Origin of the sequence: Sphingobium subterraneum (assembly GCF_014199435.1) — a bacterium.
GTDB lineage: Bacteria > Pseudomonadota > Alphaproteobacteria > Sphingomonadales > Sphingomonadaceae > Sphingobium > Sphingobium subterraneum.
On record NZ_JACIJP010000001.1, the window covers coordinates 816,902 to 833,231 of the forward strand.

Sequence of the window (16,330 nt, forward strand, 5' to 3'; positions counted from 1 at the left end):
TATGCTATCGGGCAACCACTCCTGTTGCGGTCGCCCGGCTAGAGCGGTTTGTGCTCTGACTAAATCAGTTCAACCGCTCTAGCTTATTGGTCTTTTGCGATTTCGGACAAGAAGTCTCTCTATGCGGTGAAGAGCTCCCGGTCGCTCTTGATCGGTTCCCGTGCGATCGCCAGTTCGGTCTCCAGCAACGTGCCGCATCCCGGACAGCTATATTGCCGGAGGGCGAGCTCTTCGTCGATGAAGTGGCTCGGGTGTACCCACACAAGGCCCGCATCAAGCATATCGACCGTATGCATGGTCGCGCCTGCCTTGAAGTCCTGCGTCCCGCGCGACAGATCGGTCCCGCATTTGGTGCAAACCGCGCTACCGGCATCCGTCACCCCGACATGTTCCGACAGCATCCTGTGCCCTGCGGGCGGGGGAGCGTGTGGTGAAGAATCCGGCCTATGGCCGATCCGCGCGTGACGAATGTCCGCTCGCAAGCTTTCGGTGCGATCGTGATCGACAGTGTCCCCGAGGATCGCGACGCCATAGATGTCCCGCGCGCGCTCCACGGACACATATCCCTCCTTGACATCATTGGCCACACGCGACGGATCGCGCTCGAGGGGATCGCCATAGCCACCGCCACCAGATCCCGCCGACACGAACACGTCCTTGAGACCGAAGGGGACCGAAGAAATCTTGGGATGTGCCCATTCGATGTCCACACCGAACTCGCTCGCGTGCGCGGGCATCTGCCCCTTGGCATATTCGCCAAGGACATCGACGTCGCGATAAATCCTGTAACTCACCGCCTTAGCGGGTAGTCCGCCATTGAGACCGGTACTGGACGGCATCGCCGCGCCGTGGACACCGAGCATCATCTCCATCGGCTGATCCAGCCCATAGGGGATGAAGGCGCACTCGCCGCTCACGCCGCCGCGAAATCGTCCGGCGCCGCCGCTGTCGGGGAGTTCGCGTCGATAGAGATACAAGAATGGCGAGGCGTGCTCCTGATGTTCGATGTTCGGGATACGGCTGGACGGTGCGAAGCTGATGCCGGCATATTCGTCACCATCGCGCCAGCTGCGCGCGCCGGTGCCTCCGGGAATGGTATCCACGTTCAATGTCATGATCGGTCTGCCATCAGGCGCAACGCCGCGGAAGAAATTCGCGGGGATGCAAGCCGAGGTGACCGCGAAGAGATTTTCCTTCAAGGCATCGCTGGCGCACGACAGCATCTTCGAGACCAGGGCGGTGCCAAGCGACGTCACGAGCAAACCCCCCGCGATCGGCCCGGCCGAAACCGCCGCCGGGAAAGTCGCCGCGATGATCGTCCCCGGCCGATATTTAAACGTAATCGCGCGCTGGACCCCACTAGGTGCCCAGGTAAGATCCGGGCACAGCAGGGGCAGGACGGCTGCCACGAGACCGCCCTCGGCGGTCGGCCATGTGCTGTTGAAAAAGCCCCGCTGATCATCGGTTTCGGATACGTCGAACTCGAGTTGATCCCCTCTCTTGGTCATCGTGCCGCGGATCCCGTACATGCCGCGATCGCCGTCGCCCGACACCTCGCAAAGCTGGACGTCAGACCAGCGCCCGTCGGGCAGTTCGCGGAGCCGATCGCGAAATTCCATCTCGGCATTGTCCTGGATCCGGTTGATCGCCAGATGCAACGTCGTGGCAGAGTACGCCGCGGCAATTTCCTGAATGCGCTTCACGCCGACGAGGTTTGCTGCGATCATCGCGCGCAGATCAAGGGAGAGCAGATGCGGCAGACGCGATCTGCGCGTCATCATCTCCTCGACTTCGCGCTGGAGAACGCCGCCCCGCACAAGCCTGATGGGCGGCATCGGCGCGGGCTCGGAGAAAACATCTTTGGCTGCAGTGTTCAGCCCGCCCGCGACCGGACCGCCCGTGTCGAGCATGTGCATGGTGTTGCCCACCCACGCGAACAGTCGGCCTTCCACGAACACCGGCGCCAACAGGCCGACGTCAGCCTGATGAGCGATTCCGATCCAGGGATCGGACAGGAGAAACATGTCGCCTTCTTGAATTCCGCCGTCCTCAGCCCGGTTCTCAATGGTCCAGCGGAATGCGTGCTGCAGCGCGGTCGCATGGACGATCGCGAAGTCTCCGAGCCCGAATACATTTCCGCGTGCATCGGCGATCGTCACGCAAAAGTCCTGCCCCTCGTTGACCACGACTGATCCCGATGTGCGCTGCAACGTGGTCGCCTGCTCACCTGTCAACTGGGCGAGCTTGTGCGAGATGACCTCGAACGTAACGGGGTCGAGCGTGCCGCCTGCGCTGGGCTCGAACATCAGTGCTGCGGACGTCGCGTCGCTCGCATTATGAACGTCGTGCGCGGGAACCTTCAACTGACTTGCCATAGCTCGTGCCTCCTACGCCGCGGAATTCTGGGTGATGAAATAGTTGGACATCTCGTCGACAACGAGCGTCTGCCCATGACGGACGGTCGCGGTGGTTGTCGGCAACTCGATAATTGCGGGACCGGTGATGGTCGAACCGACCTCGAGGCTTTCCTGGCGATAAACCGGCGTGGAGACCCGCGCGTGCAGCTCCGGCCAGTACACGGACCGCTCACGATAAACCGGCGGCTGCGATGCCGCCGACGACGAACCTCGTCCGGAAATGCTGCTCTTGAGTTCAGGGCGGGACAGCATGCCGAGCGCCTGCACGCGACAGGCTGTGATCTCTATGCCCGCGTCCTTGAAGCCGGTGCCCTTACCATAGAGCCGCTGATATTCGACGCTGAACCGTTCGGCCAGGTCGGCCAGGGTAGCATCGTTCACCACGTCGGAATTCAACGACACCGTGACCTCATTGGTCTGCATCGTGTAACGCATGTCAACGCGGCGCTGGAGCACCTGCTCACTTTTGCTAACACCGTCTGAGCTGAGCTGCTCCTGGGCTGCCCGCTCGAGCGCCTCAAACGTTTCGTTGAGGATGGCGGGGTCACCCGGCACCGTCATCGCGACCGATTGCTGGAAAGAATGGTTGATATCCGCCGATGCGATCCCCCAGGCGGAAAAAACGGACGCAAGCGCCCCGCCCGGCACCACCATATTTCTGACACCCAGCTTCGCAGCGTAAGCGGAGCCATGCAGCGGACCGCCGCCGCCGAACAGAAAGGCCGTAAACTTGCGGGGATCGTGCCCGCGCTGCACGGTCACCTGGCGCATCAGATCGGCCATGTGGCTGTCCGCGATCTCGACAATCCCGGACGCCGCCTCGTCAATCGACATCCCGAGGGGATCGGCGACATGAATGCGGATCGCCTCGCGGGCCGCTTCGACATCGAGCTTGATCTGACCACCCAGAAAGAATTCGGGATCGAGCATACCCAGGATAAGATCGGCGTCCGTAACCGTCGGGATTGTTCCGCCTCGTCCATAGCAGACCGGGCCCGGTACCGAGTAGGCGCTCTCCGGCCCGACGCGCAGACGTCCGGTACCACCAACGATCTCGGCTCGCGCAAGGCTGCCACCTCCCGCACCGATGGAGACGACATCCACCAGGGGTAGAAACAGCCTGTGCTGGTGCAAGGTGGTCGTCGGAGTCAGTTCGAGGTCGCCGTCAACGATCAGGCCCACATCGAAAGTGGTGCCGCCTACGTCGGTGCAGATCACGTTCTCGATGCCCAGCTTGGCGGCAAGCGCGCGTGACGCCAGAACCCCACCTGCCGGACCGGAGCCGACGAGGTTGACCGGTGCCTGCCGGATCTTGGCGACAGATGCGACGCCCCCGTTACCCTGCATGATGAGCGGCGGCTGCTTCAGCCCGTTGCCGGCCAACCGGCTCGACAGTCGATCGACATAGTCAGCAGCAATCCCGGACATGGCGGCATTGTAGCCTGTCGTGGTTGTCCGCTCATATTCGCCGATCTGCCGCACGAGCTCGGACGAGATCGTGACCGGCACATCGGGCGCAATTTCCCGCGCGATCGCCGCGACACGCTCTTCATGCGCGGGATGGCGGAATGACCATAGCAGGCATACAGCGATCGCTTCGGCGCCCTCATCGAGCATCTCCTTGATCGCGTCCCGGACGCTTGCCTCGTCGAGTGGCATGAGGACGCGACCGTCGCGATCGACCCGCTCAATCACCTCACGCACCAGCGATTTGCTGACCGGGATCGTGGGCTTGGGTCGCGAAAGATGGGCATAGCGGTGAAGTTGGTCGCTACGCAGTCCGGCAGACCGGCTCGTGGTCCGGGCGATGAATACCGTGTCGCCGAAGCCTCGCGTCGCGATCAGTCCGATCTTCGCGCCGCGTCCCGTCACGAGCGCGTTGACGACAATCGTGGTGCCGTGCAGGAACTGCTTGGTGTCTTCCAGGAGAGAGTCCAGAGACAATCCCAACGCGTCTGCCGCTGCCGCCACGCTTGCCTCGACCCCACCAACAAACTCTGGCGGCGTTGAAAGCTGTTTGCCGATGGTCACGACGCCCTCCGCATCGACGACCACCGTATCCGTGAAGGTGCCTCCCGTATCCACGCCGATCGTGTAGGGGCCAGTCGTCATCGCAGTCATTCCTCTTCCATATTGCACGTTAATCGGCAGCTTGCTGGCAGCTCTAGTCGGTAAAGTGGAGACCGCCGTCGATATTGAGTACCTGTCCAGTAATATGGCGCGCCTGCCTGCTGCAGATCCAGGCGATGCCATCGGCAATGTCCTCCGGACCGCCGATCCGCGGGACGCTCTGCATGGCGGCGGTCTGCTCGGCGACCGACGCCCAATGACTGCCATAGCTGGCCTTGCTGACCGATGTTTCGATCAAGCCCGGCATGATGGTGTTCGCGGTGACGTTGTGACCGCCGCCGAGCCGTGCGAGCACGCGCGTCAAACCAATGACTCCCGACTTGCCCGCAATGTAACCCGCATATTCCGTGAGCCCGAGCGCAATACTAGCCGACGACACCGTGCTGATGCGGCCGTAGCCTCGCGCAATCATGCGGGGCAGGACATCGTGCGTCGTGACGAAGGTGATGTCGAGGTTGATGGCAATATATTTGCGCCACACATCCAGCGTCATCGCGCTGAACTCGATGTGCGAGTACAATCCGGCCATGTTGACGAGGACGTCGATCTTACCCATGCGGGTTTCGAAATCATCGAAGACTCTCGCGACCTGAGCCGGATCGGTGGCGTCGAGCGCATAGCCAAGGGCTGTGTAGCCGCGATCACTCAGTTCTTGTGCAAGCGTCTGCGCCGCGTCGCCGTTCAGATCAAGGATACCGACGCTCGCGCCCTCTGCCGCCAGTCGCCGAGCGGCCGCTGCACCGATCCCGCCTGTACCCCCTACGATAAGGGCCGATTGCCCCGCGTACCGCCCGGGCCAGAACTCGGACGCGTCTCCTCTATCGTTCGCGTCACCGGTGTTACGAACCGTTTGCAAGCTGCTCTCCGTGCTCTCGATGGCATTTTCTATTTTGGCTTTCGGTGGTGTTATGAGGTTTATTTTGTTGTGTCAACAAGTCTTGCATTCACAACCGTTGCATTTGACACAGAAATTTATGGCTATCGGGAGACGCTCTGCCCGATATAACGGCGCTGACATCAGACCGGGGAAATTATCGCCTAACGCGCGCCACAAGACGGGCGTTCGACACAGATATCATCGCCGTTCTGCTCGGCCTTCACATGTTTTGACGTCAAGCGCCAAACGGAGCGGAAGACGCCAAACGCCGCCTTGCGATGTCGCCCGCCCTCTCAGTCCAAATTCACGCGTTCCATTGGTCCAATGCGGCGAAGACAGACTTCAGGGCATTGCCGCGCTCCGTCAACCTGTATTCCACTCTGGGCGGTACTTGCGGGTAGACCGTTCGACTCACAAGACCATCGCGTTCCAGTTCACGCAGATGCTGCGTCAGCATTTTTTGCGAGGCTTGCGGTATGGCGCGCTCCAGCTTGGAAAACCGCTGGCTGCCACTCTCAAACAAATGAGCAAGGATTGCCAGCTTCCAGCGTCCATCGATGCGACTGAGCGCCTCGCGCAGGCGTTCCGCGCAGAGGTCCCGTTCGTCGGCGTCGCTGGGCATGGGGTGCGATCTAATCATACTTACCTTTTGGTGCGCATACCACTTTAAGGTGCGTAATTCCAATTTGCCAGCGCCGAAGATATCGACCCACTTCCTGCAAAATCACGAGCGAGAGAGAATTCTCCCATGACGACAACACAGCACGGCAACGTCAAAACCTCTGACGGGATCTCGATCCACTACACGGATACCGGAGAAGGGAGAGCGATCGTTCTGATCCCCGGCTGGTTGAGTGAAGCGACCATCTGGGAGCACCAGATCACCGAGCTCTCCAAAAGATACCGCGTAATCGCGATCGATCCACGTTCACAAGGCGAAAGCGACAAGCCTTCGACCGGCCACCTCCCGGAGGACCGCGCCCGCGATTATAAGGACGTCGTCGATGCGCTTGGCCTCAAACAGCCCGTCATGGTCGGTTGGTCTATGGCTTGCGGCGAACTCATGAGCTACGTGGAGCAATTCGGAGACGATGAGCTCGGCGGGATCGTACTGGTCGATGGCCTGCTTCCGCCTGACAAGAACCCCGATGTCATTCCCATACTCGCGTACTTTACGAACCTGTTGCAGAAGAACCGGCAGCAGGCGATCGATGAATTCATACCGTTCTGGTATAAAACCGAGCAGTCAGAATCCTATCTGGATTTCGTGAAGGGCACCACGGAAAAGGTCCCCACCAATTCGGCGGTCGCCCTGATGCACAACATGGTTTCAAACAACGACCTGACTGGCGCGTTCGCGAGGCTCACCCGACCGGTCATATTTGCCTATCAGGACCTCCTTCAGGGCGGTGCGGAATATCTGAAGTCGCAGCTTGGCGACAAGATCCAGCTTGAGCGGTTCGCTAACGAAGGTCACGCTCTCTTTGTCGACAACCCGACAAAGTTCAACGACATGATCGAAACATTCATCCGTCGCCTGCCGTAAAGACCCCATGAGTAACGGTTTTGCGCAGGTCCGTTGAGAGGAAAGAACTCCCAGCAGGAGACGGGCGCAAAGCCGTTACAATTCCAAGCCCCTGATGGACCGAAAGCGCGCCGGTGCCTTACTTGGCGAAAAGCTGACCGAGGTCGGCGAAAGCCTTCATTTCGATCGCATTACCGCTTGGATCACGGAAGAACATGGTTGCCTGTTCGCCGGCCTGCCCCTTGAAGCGGACATAGGGCTCGATCTCAAAATGCGTTCCGGCTGCGATGAGGCGGTCGGCCAATTGCTGCCAGTCGGCCATATCGAGCACAATGCCGAAATGGGGAATGGGAACATCGAAACCGTCGACCGGATTGCCGCCTGCATCTGGCGCTTGCCTGTCTGCAAAAAGATGCGCGACAATCTGGTGGCCGAAGAAATCGAAGTCCACCCAGTCGTCGGCGCTGCGGCCTTCCGGACATCCCATCGTGCCACCCCAAAAAGCGCGGGCTGCAGCAAGATCGTGGACCGGAAACGCGAGATGGAACGGGCGAAGAGCCATGAGCGATCTCCAATGTAAAAATCAGTGCCCTATTGCCCCTGTGTTCAGCCTGTAAGGCCCAGTTCCGGTGCCACCGCAACCGCGCGCATCAATCGTTGTCCCTCCATGGCCGACACCGCGGGCTTGCCCGATCCGATCGACGCGCCAAGCTCCTGGGCATGGTGCATCAGTGCGAGATCGGTTGGCCTTCTCTGCGCATCATAGTGCTGAAGCGCCGCCGGGACATCGTCTGGCGATGCCGCTAAGGCACGGGATAGAGCGACGGCATCGCTGCCGGCCTTCGTAACGCCCATGCCACAATGCGGGCGGGCGACGGCAGCGGCGTCGCCAACCAGCGCAACACGCCCGGACGCCATTCGCGACGCCGCATAATCGTAGATCGGTTGCAGGAGCGGCTGGCGGGTTGCCTGTACGGCGGCAGCAAGCTGCGGGGGCAAAACGCGAACTGCCTCACGGCGCATGTCGGCCAGGATCGTCGGCAGCAAGAGCGCCGGGGGTATGCCATCGCGATGCACTTTACCATTGGCGTCCGTAAACATCGCCTGGAGCTGATCAGGATCCTCCACCGGTCGATACCAGACATAATTGAGCTGTCGCCCGAGATCGGCCGACGCTCCGCCCGGCCGACCCACCGGGTAACCGAGGATCTGTTCCCCTGCTGGGAACCCGAACGAGAAGCAATTCATAAGGTCCGCTGCCACGTCCGGCGAAAGATCTTCTTCTGCCACCAGCCCTCGCCACGCGACGTAACCCGCGTAAATGGGAGCCTCATCCGGAAGCATCAGCCTTCTCACCGTCGAGCGGAGACCATCGGCTCCAATCAGCACATCGGCCGTCAGCGACCGACCATCGGTCAACTGAACCGAAACGGAATTTTCGCTCTCCTCATACCCGACGACAGAAGCGCCGCGCATGACGCGAGAAGTTCCCCACACGCTCTCCAGACGTCCATGAAGCTCACCCCAAGCGACCAGGCGTTGGGGCAGGTGCAGTGTCTGTTCCCTGCTACCGTCGGCGCCAAACAGGATGCGGCCGTCGACTGCCACTGTTTCGATGTCGTCCGGTGTGAGGCCCGCAGCTTCGAGCCCGGCAAAGAGTTCCGGATGTGTCACAACCCCGGCCCCGCGCGAAGAAAGCGCCTCCCCCGTACGCTCGACGACCACTACATCCCATCCAGCGCGTTCCAGCATGTTGGCTGTGAACAGCCCGGCGATCGAACCGCCTACGATAATCGCGCGCATGTTCAAGCACCCGCCTTATCGGAGCCGCCGACCGCGTCGGAGGTTTCGAAATTGAGTTCGAGGGTCAGGCCGGAGGGGTCCGTGATGAAGATCTGGATGAGGCCGAGATTGGGCACGACCCGCTCCCGGAAATCAATGCCCCGGCTGTTCAGCCGCTCGCGGACGCCATCGACATCGGCGGCGAGAAACGCGATATGATCAACGGCAGCCGATCCCATGGTCTGCTCACCCTCACGCTGCCCCAGATAGTGGCTCAGCCCAGCCGAATTCGGATCGGCCTCGATAAGGTGAACCACGCCGTAATCGGCATCGGAATGCGCCAGATAAAGCCAGGCACCGCCAAAGGGAAAATCCGGTCTATATCCCTGCCGGAAGCCCAGAACCTCCGTGTAGAAGGACAGCGATGAAGCCAGATCCGCCGTTCGGATTGAATAATGTCCCAGCCGCTGAATGGCCACTCTTGCCTCCCTCTTTATCTTACCGCGAACATTGCTGGTCGAGCCGAGAACCATCTTCCCAATGGCATGCGCCCAAGCGGTCCTCTGGCCCTATACGACGCCCGGAATGCCGAACGCAGATGAGCGACCATAGCGAAACAATTCTCGTCACAGCATCCTCCCCGGCCGCTTGTGCGCCTGATTCGTTATTGTAAAAGCAACTGTCGCATTTGCAAGTGTTGTTAGGATGGCATTTTGGGAGTGTGAAACCGCGCGACGGTTACTAATGGGCGATCCCGCTGTGCGCGCCCTTTTCGACCGCTGCGCCACGCTGGCGAGCCGCGCCTGAAAATGCGAGTCCACTCGCCATACCGATAGCGGCGCAGCCCGCGAACAGCCCGCCCGGCGACAGGCCCAGGTCAAGCAGATGTCCCGCAGCCCACGGCGCCGCAGCCGCACCGATCCGCATCACAGCCAAGCTCGCGCCTACGCTCAATGCGCGGATCTCTTCCGGATAAAATTGTCCCACGACGGCGCTCATCAGCGTCAACAAGCCAATCGCGAAAAAGCCCGCCACACCGGCAACGGGCACAATAGCGATGCTGCCAATCGTCAAGCCCAAGCTGATGACGGCGACCACACCCGCCATCGCAAACGGTAACATGACCTTTATTCCGAAGCGGTCGGCGAGGCTTCCGGCAGCGACACCTCCCACCGCGCCACCAACGGAAAACAGCGACGCGGTCAGCGCGGCTGTCGCAACGGAGGCGCCTGCAGTCTCGATCAAGGTAGGCAGCCATCCCACAGCGACAAAGACGGGAGCGGCACTTAAAAACATGCCTGTCCACAGCAACATGGTCAAACGCCACGCCCCTCCGCCAAACAATGCCCTTCCCCGCGCAAGGCCAACCGCAGGTTGATGTGAACGCACGTGGCCCGGCCGTCGATCAGCAGGAATAATAGCAAGCAACAGCGGTATGATTGCGATCGGCGCCAGACCTCCAATGACAAACATCGACCGCCAACCGAAGTGCGGTGTGACACCCGCCCCGTTCGGCGCTGTTGGCTGCGCCAAATACGCACCAAATTTCGCCCCATCCGCATGCAGGGTTACAGTCGAAGAGGCCATCGCATGTTCCTTGTTCACTCGCAGCTCATTCTCGATATTCCGCCGCGATTTCTCTGTGGTCGGGTGTCTCGATCCGATCGGAGGTCGTGCTGACAGTTTAGTCCCAGCCTCGATCCGCTTTGATGCACGTCCGGGGAGGCCGAACAGACCAAGTTGTGGAATTGGTACGGACCACCCCGCCACACGTCAGCCGACCGTTCCTCGAAACGGGATCGCATCGTTTAAGACGACGATCAAACGGTGGACAACGCATCCTCGGATTTGAAGACGAAATCCTTGGGCCGGTGCCAGCGCTTCAACGGCTCGCCACGCTCGAGAAGGGCCATTTCCCGCGCCCAGAGCTGCCGCAACAGCGCGATGGCGCGGTCCGACTGCCCAAGGTTTTCAGAACTGCGGTCCGCAATGACGCCCTGTCCGCCGATTGACACCGTATCCTGGACAATCGGCAACAGCGGATAATCCGGATCGACTTCATCGAGACTGATTTCACACGACATCACCCGAGCCGCGATCTCGCCGGGATCTTCCATGTTGGCTTCACGGCCACGCATGCTTTCGTCATAGGTGGCGACGCGGTTGACCATAACGCTGTAGGTGGTGCTGTCGTCGATCGGCACCCGCCACGCGAGGTGCAACGATACCTGCGTCTTGTCCTGCTGCAGCGGCACCTCGCGGAGCTGAACGTTCGGCATGAAACAATGCGTCTCGAAGGTCGGACCTTCCTTCCGCTTGGCCACACTCAACAAGCCATAGTCCGTCTCACGAGCGGTGATCCAGGGCAGTTCCTTAAACCCGTAGGACTCCATCTGCGGATGGGTGTAATGAGCATGAACCTCGTCGTGATCGTTCTCGATACGCTGGAAGAAATTATACGGCAGTTCGACCGCCCGCACGATCAATTCGCCGAAGGATTCATCGTCCGCTTCTGGAAAGGTCTGAAACTCCGGTGCTTCGCCTTGCCCGAGGAACGCAAATACAAGGCCGAGATATTCCCGGACCGGATAGGTCTTCAAACAGATTTTGCTGGCATAGGTTGCGGTTTCCGCGGGGAAGTGCTGCCCCTTTCCTTCTCCGTCGAACTTCCAACCATGGTAGCGGCAACGGATGCTGTTTCCTTCAACCCATCCATAAGCGAGGCTCGTCCCCCGATGCGGGCAGCGATCCTGGGTCAACCGAAGACGTTCGTCCTCCCCCCGATAGAGGGTATAGAAATTGCCGAGCATCTTTATGCGGCGCGCCTTTCCGACCGGATAATCGGAACCCATCGCTATCGGCTGCCAGAACTGCGCCATATACCGCCCCGCGATGGCGCCGCCTTCGACGCGAGCAAAATCGGGAAGTGAATTTTGTGTCATAGAATTCAATCCATTTTCATCTAAAAACCGCCAAGTAAGACACCTGACAAATTTCGAAAAATCTAAAAAAATTGCGGTGGATAATCTGTAATTATCTCACGCCGACCAACTCAGGTAAGCGCCGTCATAAATTTTTCGGACAATTTCTGGTGGTGATAGAAGATCGCTTTGCCGATATTGCGATCGTGCCATACATAGGGCCGCTGATCCGGGTAATGCGTGCTTCCGCCGGCAAAGACTTCGTTACGATTGCCCGATGGATCGAAGAAATAGGTTGTCTGGCCGCGAGTGATGCCGTGCCGCGTCGGCGCGGTGTCCAGCGACGTTCCGGTCATGGATATCAGGTCGCCCGCGCGCAGCAGGTTCTCCCATGTTTCGACATAGAAAGCGGCGTGGTGAAACGTGCCATGACGGTCGTCGAGTATCAGCGCAACGTCATGCGCCTTCATTGCCAAAGACATGAAAATTGCGAGGTTCTTGCCCGTATCGTCAATGACATGCTCGGTCACGTAAAAGCCGAGGACTTCACTCAGCAGGTCGCGCATCGCCTCGATGTCGCGGCCGTGAATCTGACAGTGGTCGAACCGCTGAACCCGGATTCCGCGCAGGCCGCGGGGCCAGGCCTCCGGCTCCACTTCGGAGATTCCCCAGGGGCCCGTGTAGGTCTTTGTCGCGTAGAGTTCAAAACGGTGCCCCGTCGGCGTGGAAAACTGCATCCGGCGACCGCAGTGGTCGAGATCCCCGGCAGGGATCTCCTGGACGTCGACACCCCATGCCCGAAGATCACGGCTGAGCTGGGTTAGGGTATCCTCGTCGCGTACTTTGAAGCCCTGGAAATCCATGCCGGCCTCATCCGCTTCCCGCAGGACAACGGAGAACAGTTCGGGTTCGGTCCACCCTTTAAGATATACGCGCCCCTCGCCGTCCCTGTGGGTTTCGATCAAGCCAACCAACTCGGTATAATGTTGAACGGCAGGTTCAAGGTCCAGAACCCTGATCTGCACATGGCCAGGTCGTAAAACTCCTCTCCGCATCGTTTTTATCCTTGTCTAGTAAGCGTTTCCGGGAATGCGCGGTTCAATCGGCGAAAGCCGGTAGGTGATATTCGTCTGAGGGTAGACACGGCAGGCGAGCGCAAACCGCTCACGCTCCATTTCGATCGAGACAAACCGGCGGCTCATTTTACCCAACCGGACGCTTCCGGCGAGCAACTGAACCCGGCATAGCCCGCATCCCCCGTTGCGGCATCCAACCGCGACCGAACTTGGTTCGAAGCGCTCGATCGCGTTCAGCAGGCTTTGGTCGGCGGTTACGATTATCTCTGAGCCACGCTCAGCGTCGGTTGCTACAATCGGCGTGGCGGCGACTTCCGCCATCACGCTATCCTGATCGCTCCCCTGAACTGCTTGCATCGAATACGCATCCGGCCATTGACTTCCGTTCCGCGTCCCACCGCCGATTTGGCGCGATGAGGAAGCGTCGGAACCCCGAGATATTATCAGTCCGGAAGCGAGCACGGAAATCGGTTCTGGAGCGTTGCCATAATCATGACTAATCAAGCGGCAGATTGCCCCCGTGGGAACGGGTATGTCACGGACAGCTCAAGCGGTTTTAGAAAGGGGCCCAAAGGGCGCGACATACCGCCTGAAGTCAGGGCCGCGGCAAGGGGTGCGACCCCTGCGCGACGGAAGCGATCGGTAAAGGATCGCTCGCGCTTTCAGGGTCGAAATCCGCCAGGCATTCACGCGCCATTTCTGTGAACGCTACAAGCTGCTCGCGATGATCATTGGCACGCACAGCCATATAGATCACGGTCGAGAGCGACGCGCCCGCTATTGGTCGGTAAACGACATCCGGCCGATGCAGCAATGCCGTCGAGGCGGGGAGCAGGGTACAACCGCTGCCCGCAGCAACCAGACCCAGCGCGGTGTGCATATTGTTGGTCTCGATATATTGCCGGATGGGGTGCCCCTCCGCCACAAGTTGGCCAATGACATGGTCGGCGAAGCTCGGTCGCGGCTCCGCGGGATAAAGAATGACCGTCTCCTTCACTATGTCGGCGAGGGCTATGGCATCATCTGGTTGAGCGTGGAGACCCGCAGGCATCGCCACCATGAGCCTCTCACGCGCCACATTTGCGGTAGCGATTTGCGGATCATTAATCTCTACGCGCCCGAAGCCAACATCAATCCGGCCGGCTTTAAGAGCCGCTGTCTGTTGGAGCGAAGTCATCTCCGACAACGAAAGCTCGATGTCGCTTCGCGCGCTGCCGAAGCGGCGCAACATCTCCGGAAGGAAGCTGTAAAGCAGCGAAGGCACAAAACCGATGCCCATCCAATGCCGCTGGCCTTGACCGAGGCGTCGGGTTGCAGCCGCGACCTGATCAGCTTTTTCCAGCAGCAGCAGCGCTTGATCGAGGAGATAGGCTCCCGCGCTGGTGAGTTTCAGCGGCCGTTCCGAACGATCCACGAGGACAACGCCCAGCTCTTCTTCCAGGGCTTGCACCTGGCGCGACAAAGCCGGTTGCGACACATTCAAGATTACCGCCGCCCGGCTGACGTTTAGGACCTGCCCGACGGCGGCGAAATATCTCAGCTGGCGCAAATCCATTCAAACGTCCTTGATGATCATGATCCAACCCTGCCCGCACGCCGCAACACACAGACATTTTTGAACGGTCAATCAATGCCCATGGGGATTGCACCCTCAGACAGTATAACTTCTATGCATAATATGAAAGGCAAATGGTATTGGCCCCTTCTCCGCGACAGGGCTAGGTTCCGATGACTTTCGAAGCGTCGACACCCGGCCGCCGCCTACATTGTTTGCACATAAGGAGAGATAGTTCCGTATGCCAATCGTAACTGTCATGATGGTGGAAGGCCGCCCGGACGAGAGCAGGCGCGCCATGCAAAAGGAAGTCGCCGAAGCCATCCATCGCACCATAGGCGTGCCGATCGACACCATCCGTGTCATTCTCCAGGAGGTCCCACCGACGAACTGGTCGGTCGGCGGAATACCGAAAGCCTGAACGGAGAAACCGCGTGAACCGGATCGAAGACATTGCAGGCAGGCTCGATGCCGCAGCCCGCAACGCCACACCCACCCCGCAATTGGCCGAGCCGCTGAGCCTGGATGAGGCGTACGCGATTCAGGCCGCCCTGATGCGCCTGCGCTATGAACGTGGCGAGCGGCGGATCGGAATCAAGATGGGATTCACCAGCCGCGCCAAGATGGCGCAGATGGGCATAGACGAAATGATTTGGGGCCGCCTTACCGACGGAATGCTTCAGGAAGAGGGCGGCGTGGTGAAATTCACCCGTTATGTGCACCCCCGGGTAGAACCGGAAATTGCGTTTCTTCTCAAGGCACCCTTGCCTGCCAAGGTTAGCCCGATGGAAGCGATGGCTGCGGTGGAAGCCGTTGCGCCCGCCCTGGAAATTATCGACAGCCGGTATAAGGATTTCCGCTTTTCCTTAACCGACGTCATTGCTGACAACAGCTCGTCTTCGGGGCTGGTGATAGGCAACTGGAATAGCCCCCGCCAGGATCTGTCAAATCTGGGGATCGTTCTGGAGATCAACGGGCAGATCCGACAGGTGGGTTCAAGCGCGGCCATTCTGGGGCACCCGGTCCGTTCGCTGGTCGCTGCCGCGCGCCTTGCGGCCGCCGCCGATGAACCTCTGCAAGCAGGCGACATCGTGATGGCGGGCGGCGCCACCGGGGCGGAAGCGCTGAGCCCCGGGATGCACGTGTGCGTCAGGGTGGATCGGCTCGGCAAAGCGGAATTTAGCGTGGACGGTGAGACAGCGTCGACGTCCAGCTAAGCCTTCCGGATTATATTGCACGCATATATTTCAAGGGTTGGAAACAGATGCCCCAGGTCACTCACGACGAAATTGCTGTACGTATTCGCGATGCCTATACGGCAGGGCCGGTGCCCCCGCTCCGCGACGGCCTTGATCCGCTCGATGCAGCCGGTGCCTATGCCGTGCAGGAAATCAACACCCGCTATTGGCAAGCGCAGGGCCGCCGCATCGTAGGGCGAAAGGCCGGGCTGACGGCCAAGGCCGTGCAGACGCAGCTTGGCGTAGACCAGCCTGATTTCGGCGCGCTGTTCGCAGACATGCGTGTGGCCGACGGCGGCCAGCTCGATCCCGCGCTTTGCATCCAGCCCAAGGCAGAAGCGGAAATCGCTTTTGTTTTGGCGGCCGACCTGCCCTTGCTGGACACGACCGCAGCGCAAGTGGCCGACGCCGTAGCATCGGTCCACGCCGCCATTGAAATTGTCGACAGCCGCATTGCCGACTGGAAAATCACGTTCGCCGACACTGTGGCCGACAATGGCTCGTCCGCCTTTTTCGTACTGGCCGACGAAGGCAAGCCGCTGCCCGGACTGGACCTTGTCGGCGCTGCAATGGAAATGATCGTCAACGGCACCGTTGCATCGACCGGAGTGGGTGCGGCAGCGCTTGGCAATCCGTTGAACGCAGCCGCATGGCTGGCCAATACCCTTGCCGCGCGCGGCGAGCCCCTGCGTGCGGGCAATATACTGCTGGCCGGAGCGCTCGGTCCCATGGTCGCCCTGACACCGGGTGACGCGGTTCGGGCCGAAGTGGCCGGTATCGGTGCGTGTTCCTTCCGCTATGAGGGCTGA

Annotated in this window: 16 protein-coding genes; 4 read left to right on the forward strand and 12 right to left on the reverse strand. The window is 60.2% G+C overall.

The genetic code is table 11. From position 1 onward, the window contains the following. Positions 1-119 precede the first annotated feature (119 nt). The 4 genes from FHS92_RS03995 to FHS92_RS04010 all read right to left on the reverse strand — a co-directional run bounded on the left by FHS92_RS03995 (position 120) and on the right by FHS92_RS04010 (position 6,046). Positions 120-2,375 carry a hydantoinase B/oxoprolinase family protein gene (locus FHS92_RS03995; RefSeq protein ID WP_184077669.1) on the reverse strand — a complete coding sequence of 752 codons (2,256 nt, stop codon included), beginning with the start codon at positions 2,373-2,375 and terminating at the stop codon, positions 120-122. Positions 2,376-2,387: 12 nt separating this feature from the next. Continuing rightward, positions 2,388-4,529, reverse strand: a complete 2,142-nt coding sequence (locus FHS92_RS04000) for a hydantoinase/oxoprolinase family protein (protein WP_184077671.1) — start codon at positions 4,527-4,529, stop codon at positions 2,388-2,390. A 52-nt stretch (positions 4,530-4,581) separates the two neighbouring features. Continuing rightward, entirely contained in the window at positions 4,582-5,403 is an 822-nt protein-coding gene (locus tag FHS92_RS04005) for an SDR family NAD(P)-dependent oxidoreductase (protein WP_184077673.1), read from the reverse strand. 325 nt (positions 5,404-5,728) lie between these two features. Then, positions 5,729-6,046, reverse strand: coding sequence for a winged helix-turn-helix transcriptional regulator (locus FHS92_RS04010; RefSeq protein WP_184077675.1), 318 nt, complete (start codon positions 6,044-6,046; stop codon positions 5,729-5,731). Between the two features lie 126 nt (positions 6,047-6,172). On the opposite strand from FHS92_RS04010, the gene FHS92_RS04015 reads away from it, so the two are divergent. Then, positions 6,173-6,970 carry an alpha/beta fold hydrolase gene (locus FHS92_RS04015; protein ID WP_184077677.1) on the forward strand — a complete coding sequence of 266 codons (798 nt, stop codon included), beginning with the start codon at positions 6,173-6,175 and terminating at the stop codon, positions 6,968-6,970. Between the two features lie 118 nt (positions 6,971-7,088). Here the strand turns inward: FHS92_RS04015 and FHS92_RS04020 are convergent, their stop codons facing one another. The 8 genes from FHS92_RS04020 to FHS92_RS04055 form a co-directional block, all read right to left on the reverse strand. Further along, positions 7,089-7,511: a VOC family protein gene (locus FHS92_RS04020; protein ID WP_184077679.1), complete on the reverse strand. Its 423-nt coding sequence runs from the start codon at positions 7,509-7,511 to the stop codon at positions 7,089-7,091. 44 nt (positions 7,512-7,555) lie between these two features. Then, positions 7,556-8,752 (reverse strand): FAD binding domain-containing protein, encoded by a 1,197-nt coding sequence (locus FHS92_RS04025; RefSeq protein WP_184077681.1) that lies wholly within the window; start codon positions 8,750-8,752, stop codon positions 7,556-7,558. A 2-nt stretch (positions 8,753-8,754) separates the two neighbouring features. Then, positions 8,755-9,210, reverse strand: a complete 456-nt coding sequence (locus FHS92_RS04030; RefSeq protein WP_184077683.1) for a VOC family protein — start codon at positions 9,208-9,210, stop codon at positions 8,755-8,757. Positions 9,211-9,472: 262 nt separating this feature from the next. Then, on the reverse strand, positions 9,473-10,318 hold the full coding sequence (locus FHS92_RS04035) for an MFS transporter (RefSeq protein WP_343056645.1): 846 nt from the start codon (positions 10,316-10,318) through the stop codon (positions 9,473-9,475). Between the two features lie 233 nt (positions 10,319-10,551). Further along, positions 10,552-11,673 carry a Rieske 2Fe-2S domain-containing protein gene (locus FHS92_RS04040; protein ID WP_184077687.1) on the reverse strand — a complete coding sequence of 374 codons (1,122 nt, stop codon included), beginning with the start codon at positions 11,671-11,673 and terminating at the stop codon, positions 10,552-10,554. Between the two features lie 110 nt (positions 11,674-11,783). Next, positions 11,784-12,707, reverse strand: a complete 924-nt coding sequence (locus FHS92_RS04045) for a catechol 2,3-dioxygenase (RefSeq protein ID WP_184077689.1) — start codon at positions 12,705-12,707, stop codon at positions 11,784-11,786. 15 nt (positions 12,708-12,722) lie between these two features. Next, positions 12,723-13,085 carry a 2Fe-2S iron-sulfur cluster binding domain-containing protein gene (locus FHS92_RS04050; protein WP_184077691.1) on the reverse strand — a complete coding sequence of 121 codons (363 nt, stop codon included), beginning with the start codon at positions 13,083-13,085 and terminating at the stop codon, positions 12,723-12,725. 238 nt (positions 13,086-13,323) lie between these two features. Next, the gene (locus FHS92_RS04055) at positions 13,324-14,283 is read right to left on the reverse strand and encodes a LysR family transcriptional regulator (protein WP_184077693.1); all 960 of its coding nucleotides are present in this window, start codon (positions 14,281-14,283) and stop codon (positions 13,324-13,326) included. A 241-nt stretch (positions 14,284-14,524) separates the two neighbouring features. Here FHS92_RS04055 and FHS92_RS04060 point away from each other — a divergent pair, with 241 nt between their 5' ends. Genes FHS92_RS04060 through FHS92_RS04070 form a run of 3 tightly spaced genes read left to right on the forward strand, consistent with a single transcriptional unit; the run spans position 14,525 to position 16,330 of the window. Further along, the gene (locus FHS92_RS04060) at positions 14,525-14,704 is read left to right on the forward strand and encodes a 2-hydroxymuconate tautomerase (RefSeq protein ID WP_184077695.1); all 180 of its coding nucleotides are present in this window, start codon (positions 14,525-14,527) and stop codon (positions 14,702-14,704) included. Between the two features lie 13 nt (positions 14,705-14,717). Then, positions 14,718-15,500, forward strand: coding sequence for a fumarylacetoacetate hydrolase family protein (locus tag FHS92_RS04065; protein ID WP_184077697.1), 783 nt, complete (start codon positions 14,718-14,720; stop codon positions 15,498-15,500). A 47-nt stretch (positions 15,501-15,547) separates the two neighbouring features. Beyond that, positions 15,548-16,330 carry a 2-keto-4-pentenoate hydratase gene (locus FHS92_RS04070; RefSeq protein ID WP_184077699.1) on the forward strand — a complete coding sequence of 261 codons (783 nt, stop codon included), beginning with the start codon at positions 15,548-15,550 and terminating at the stop codon, positions 16,328-16,330.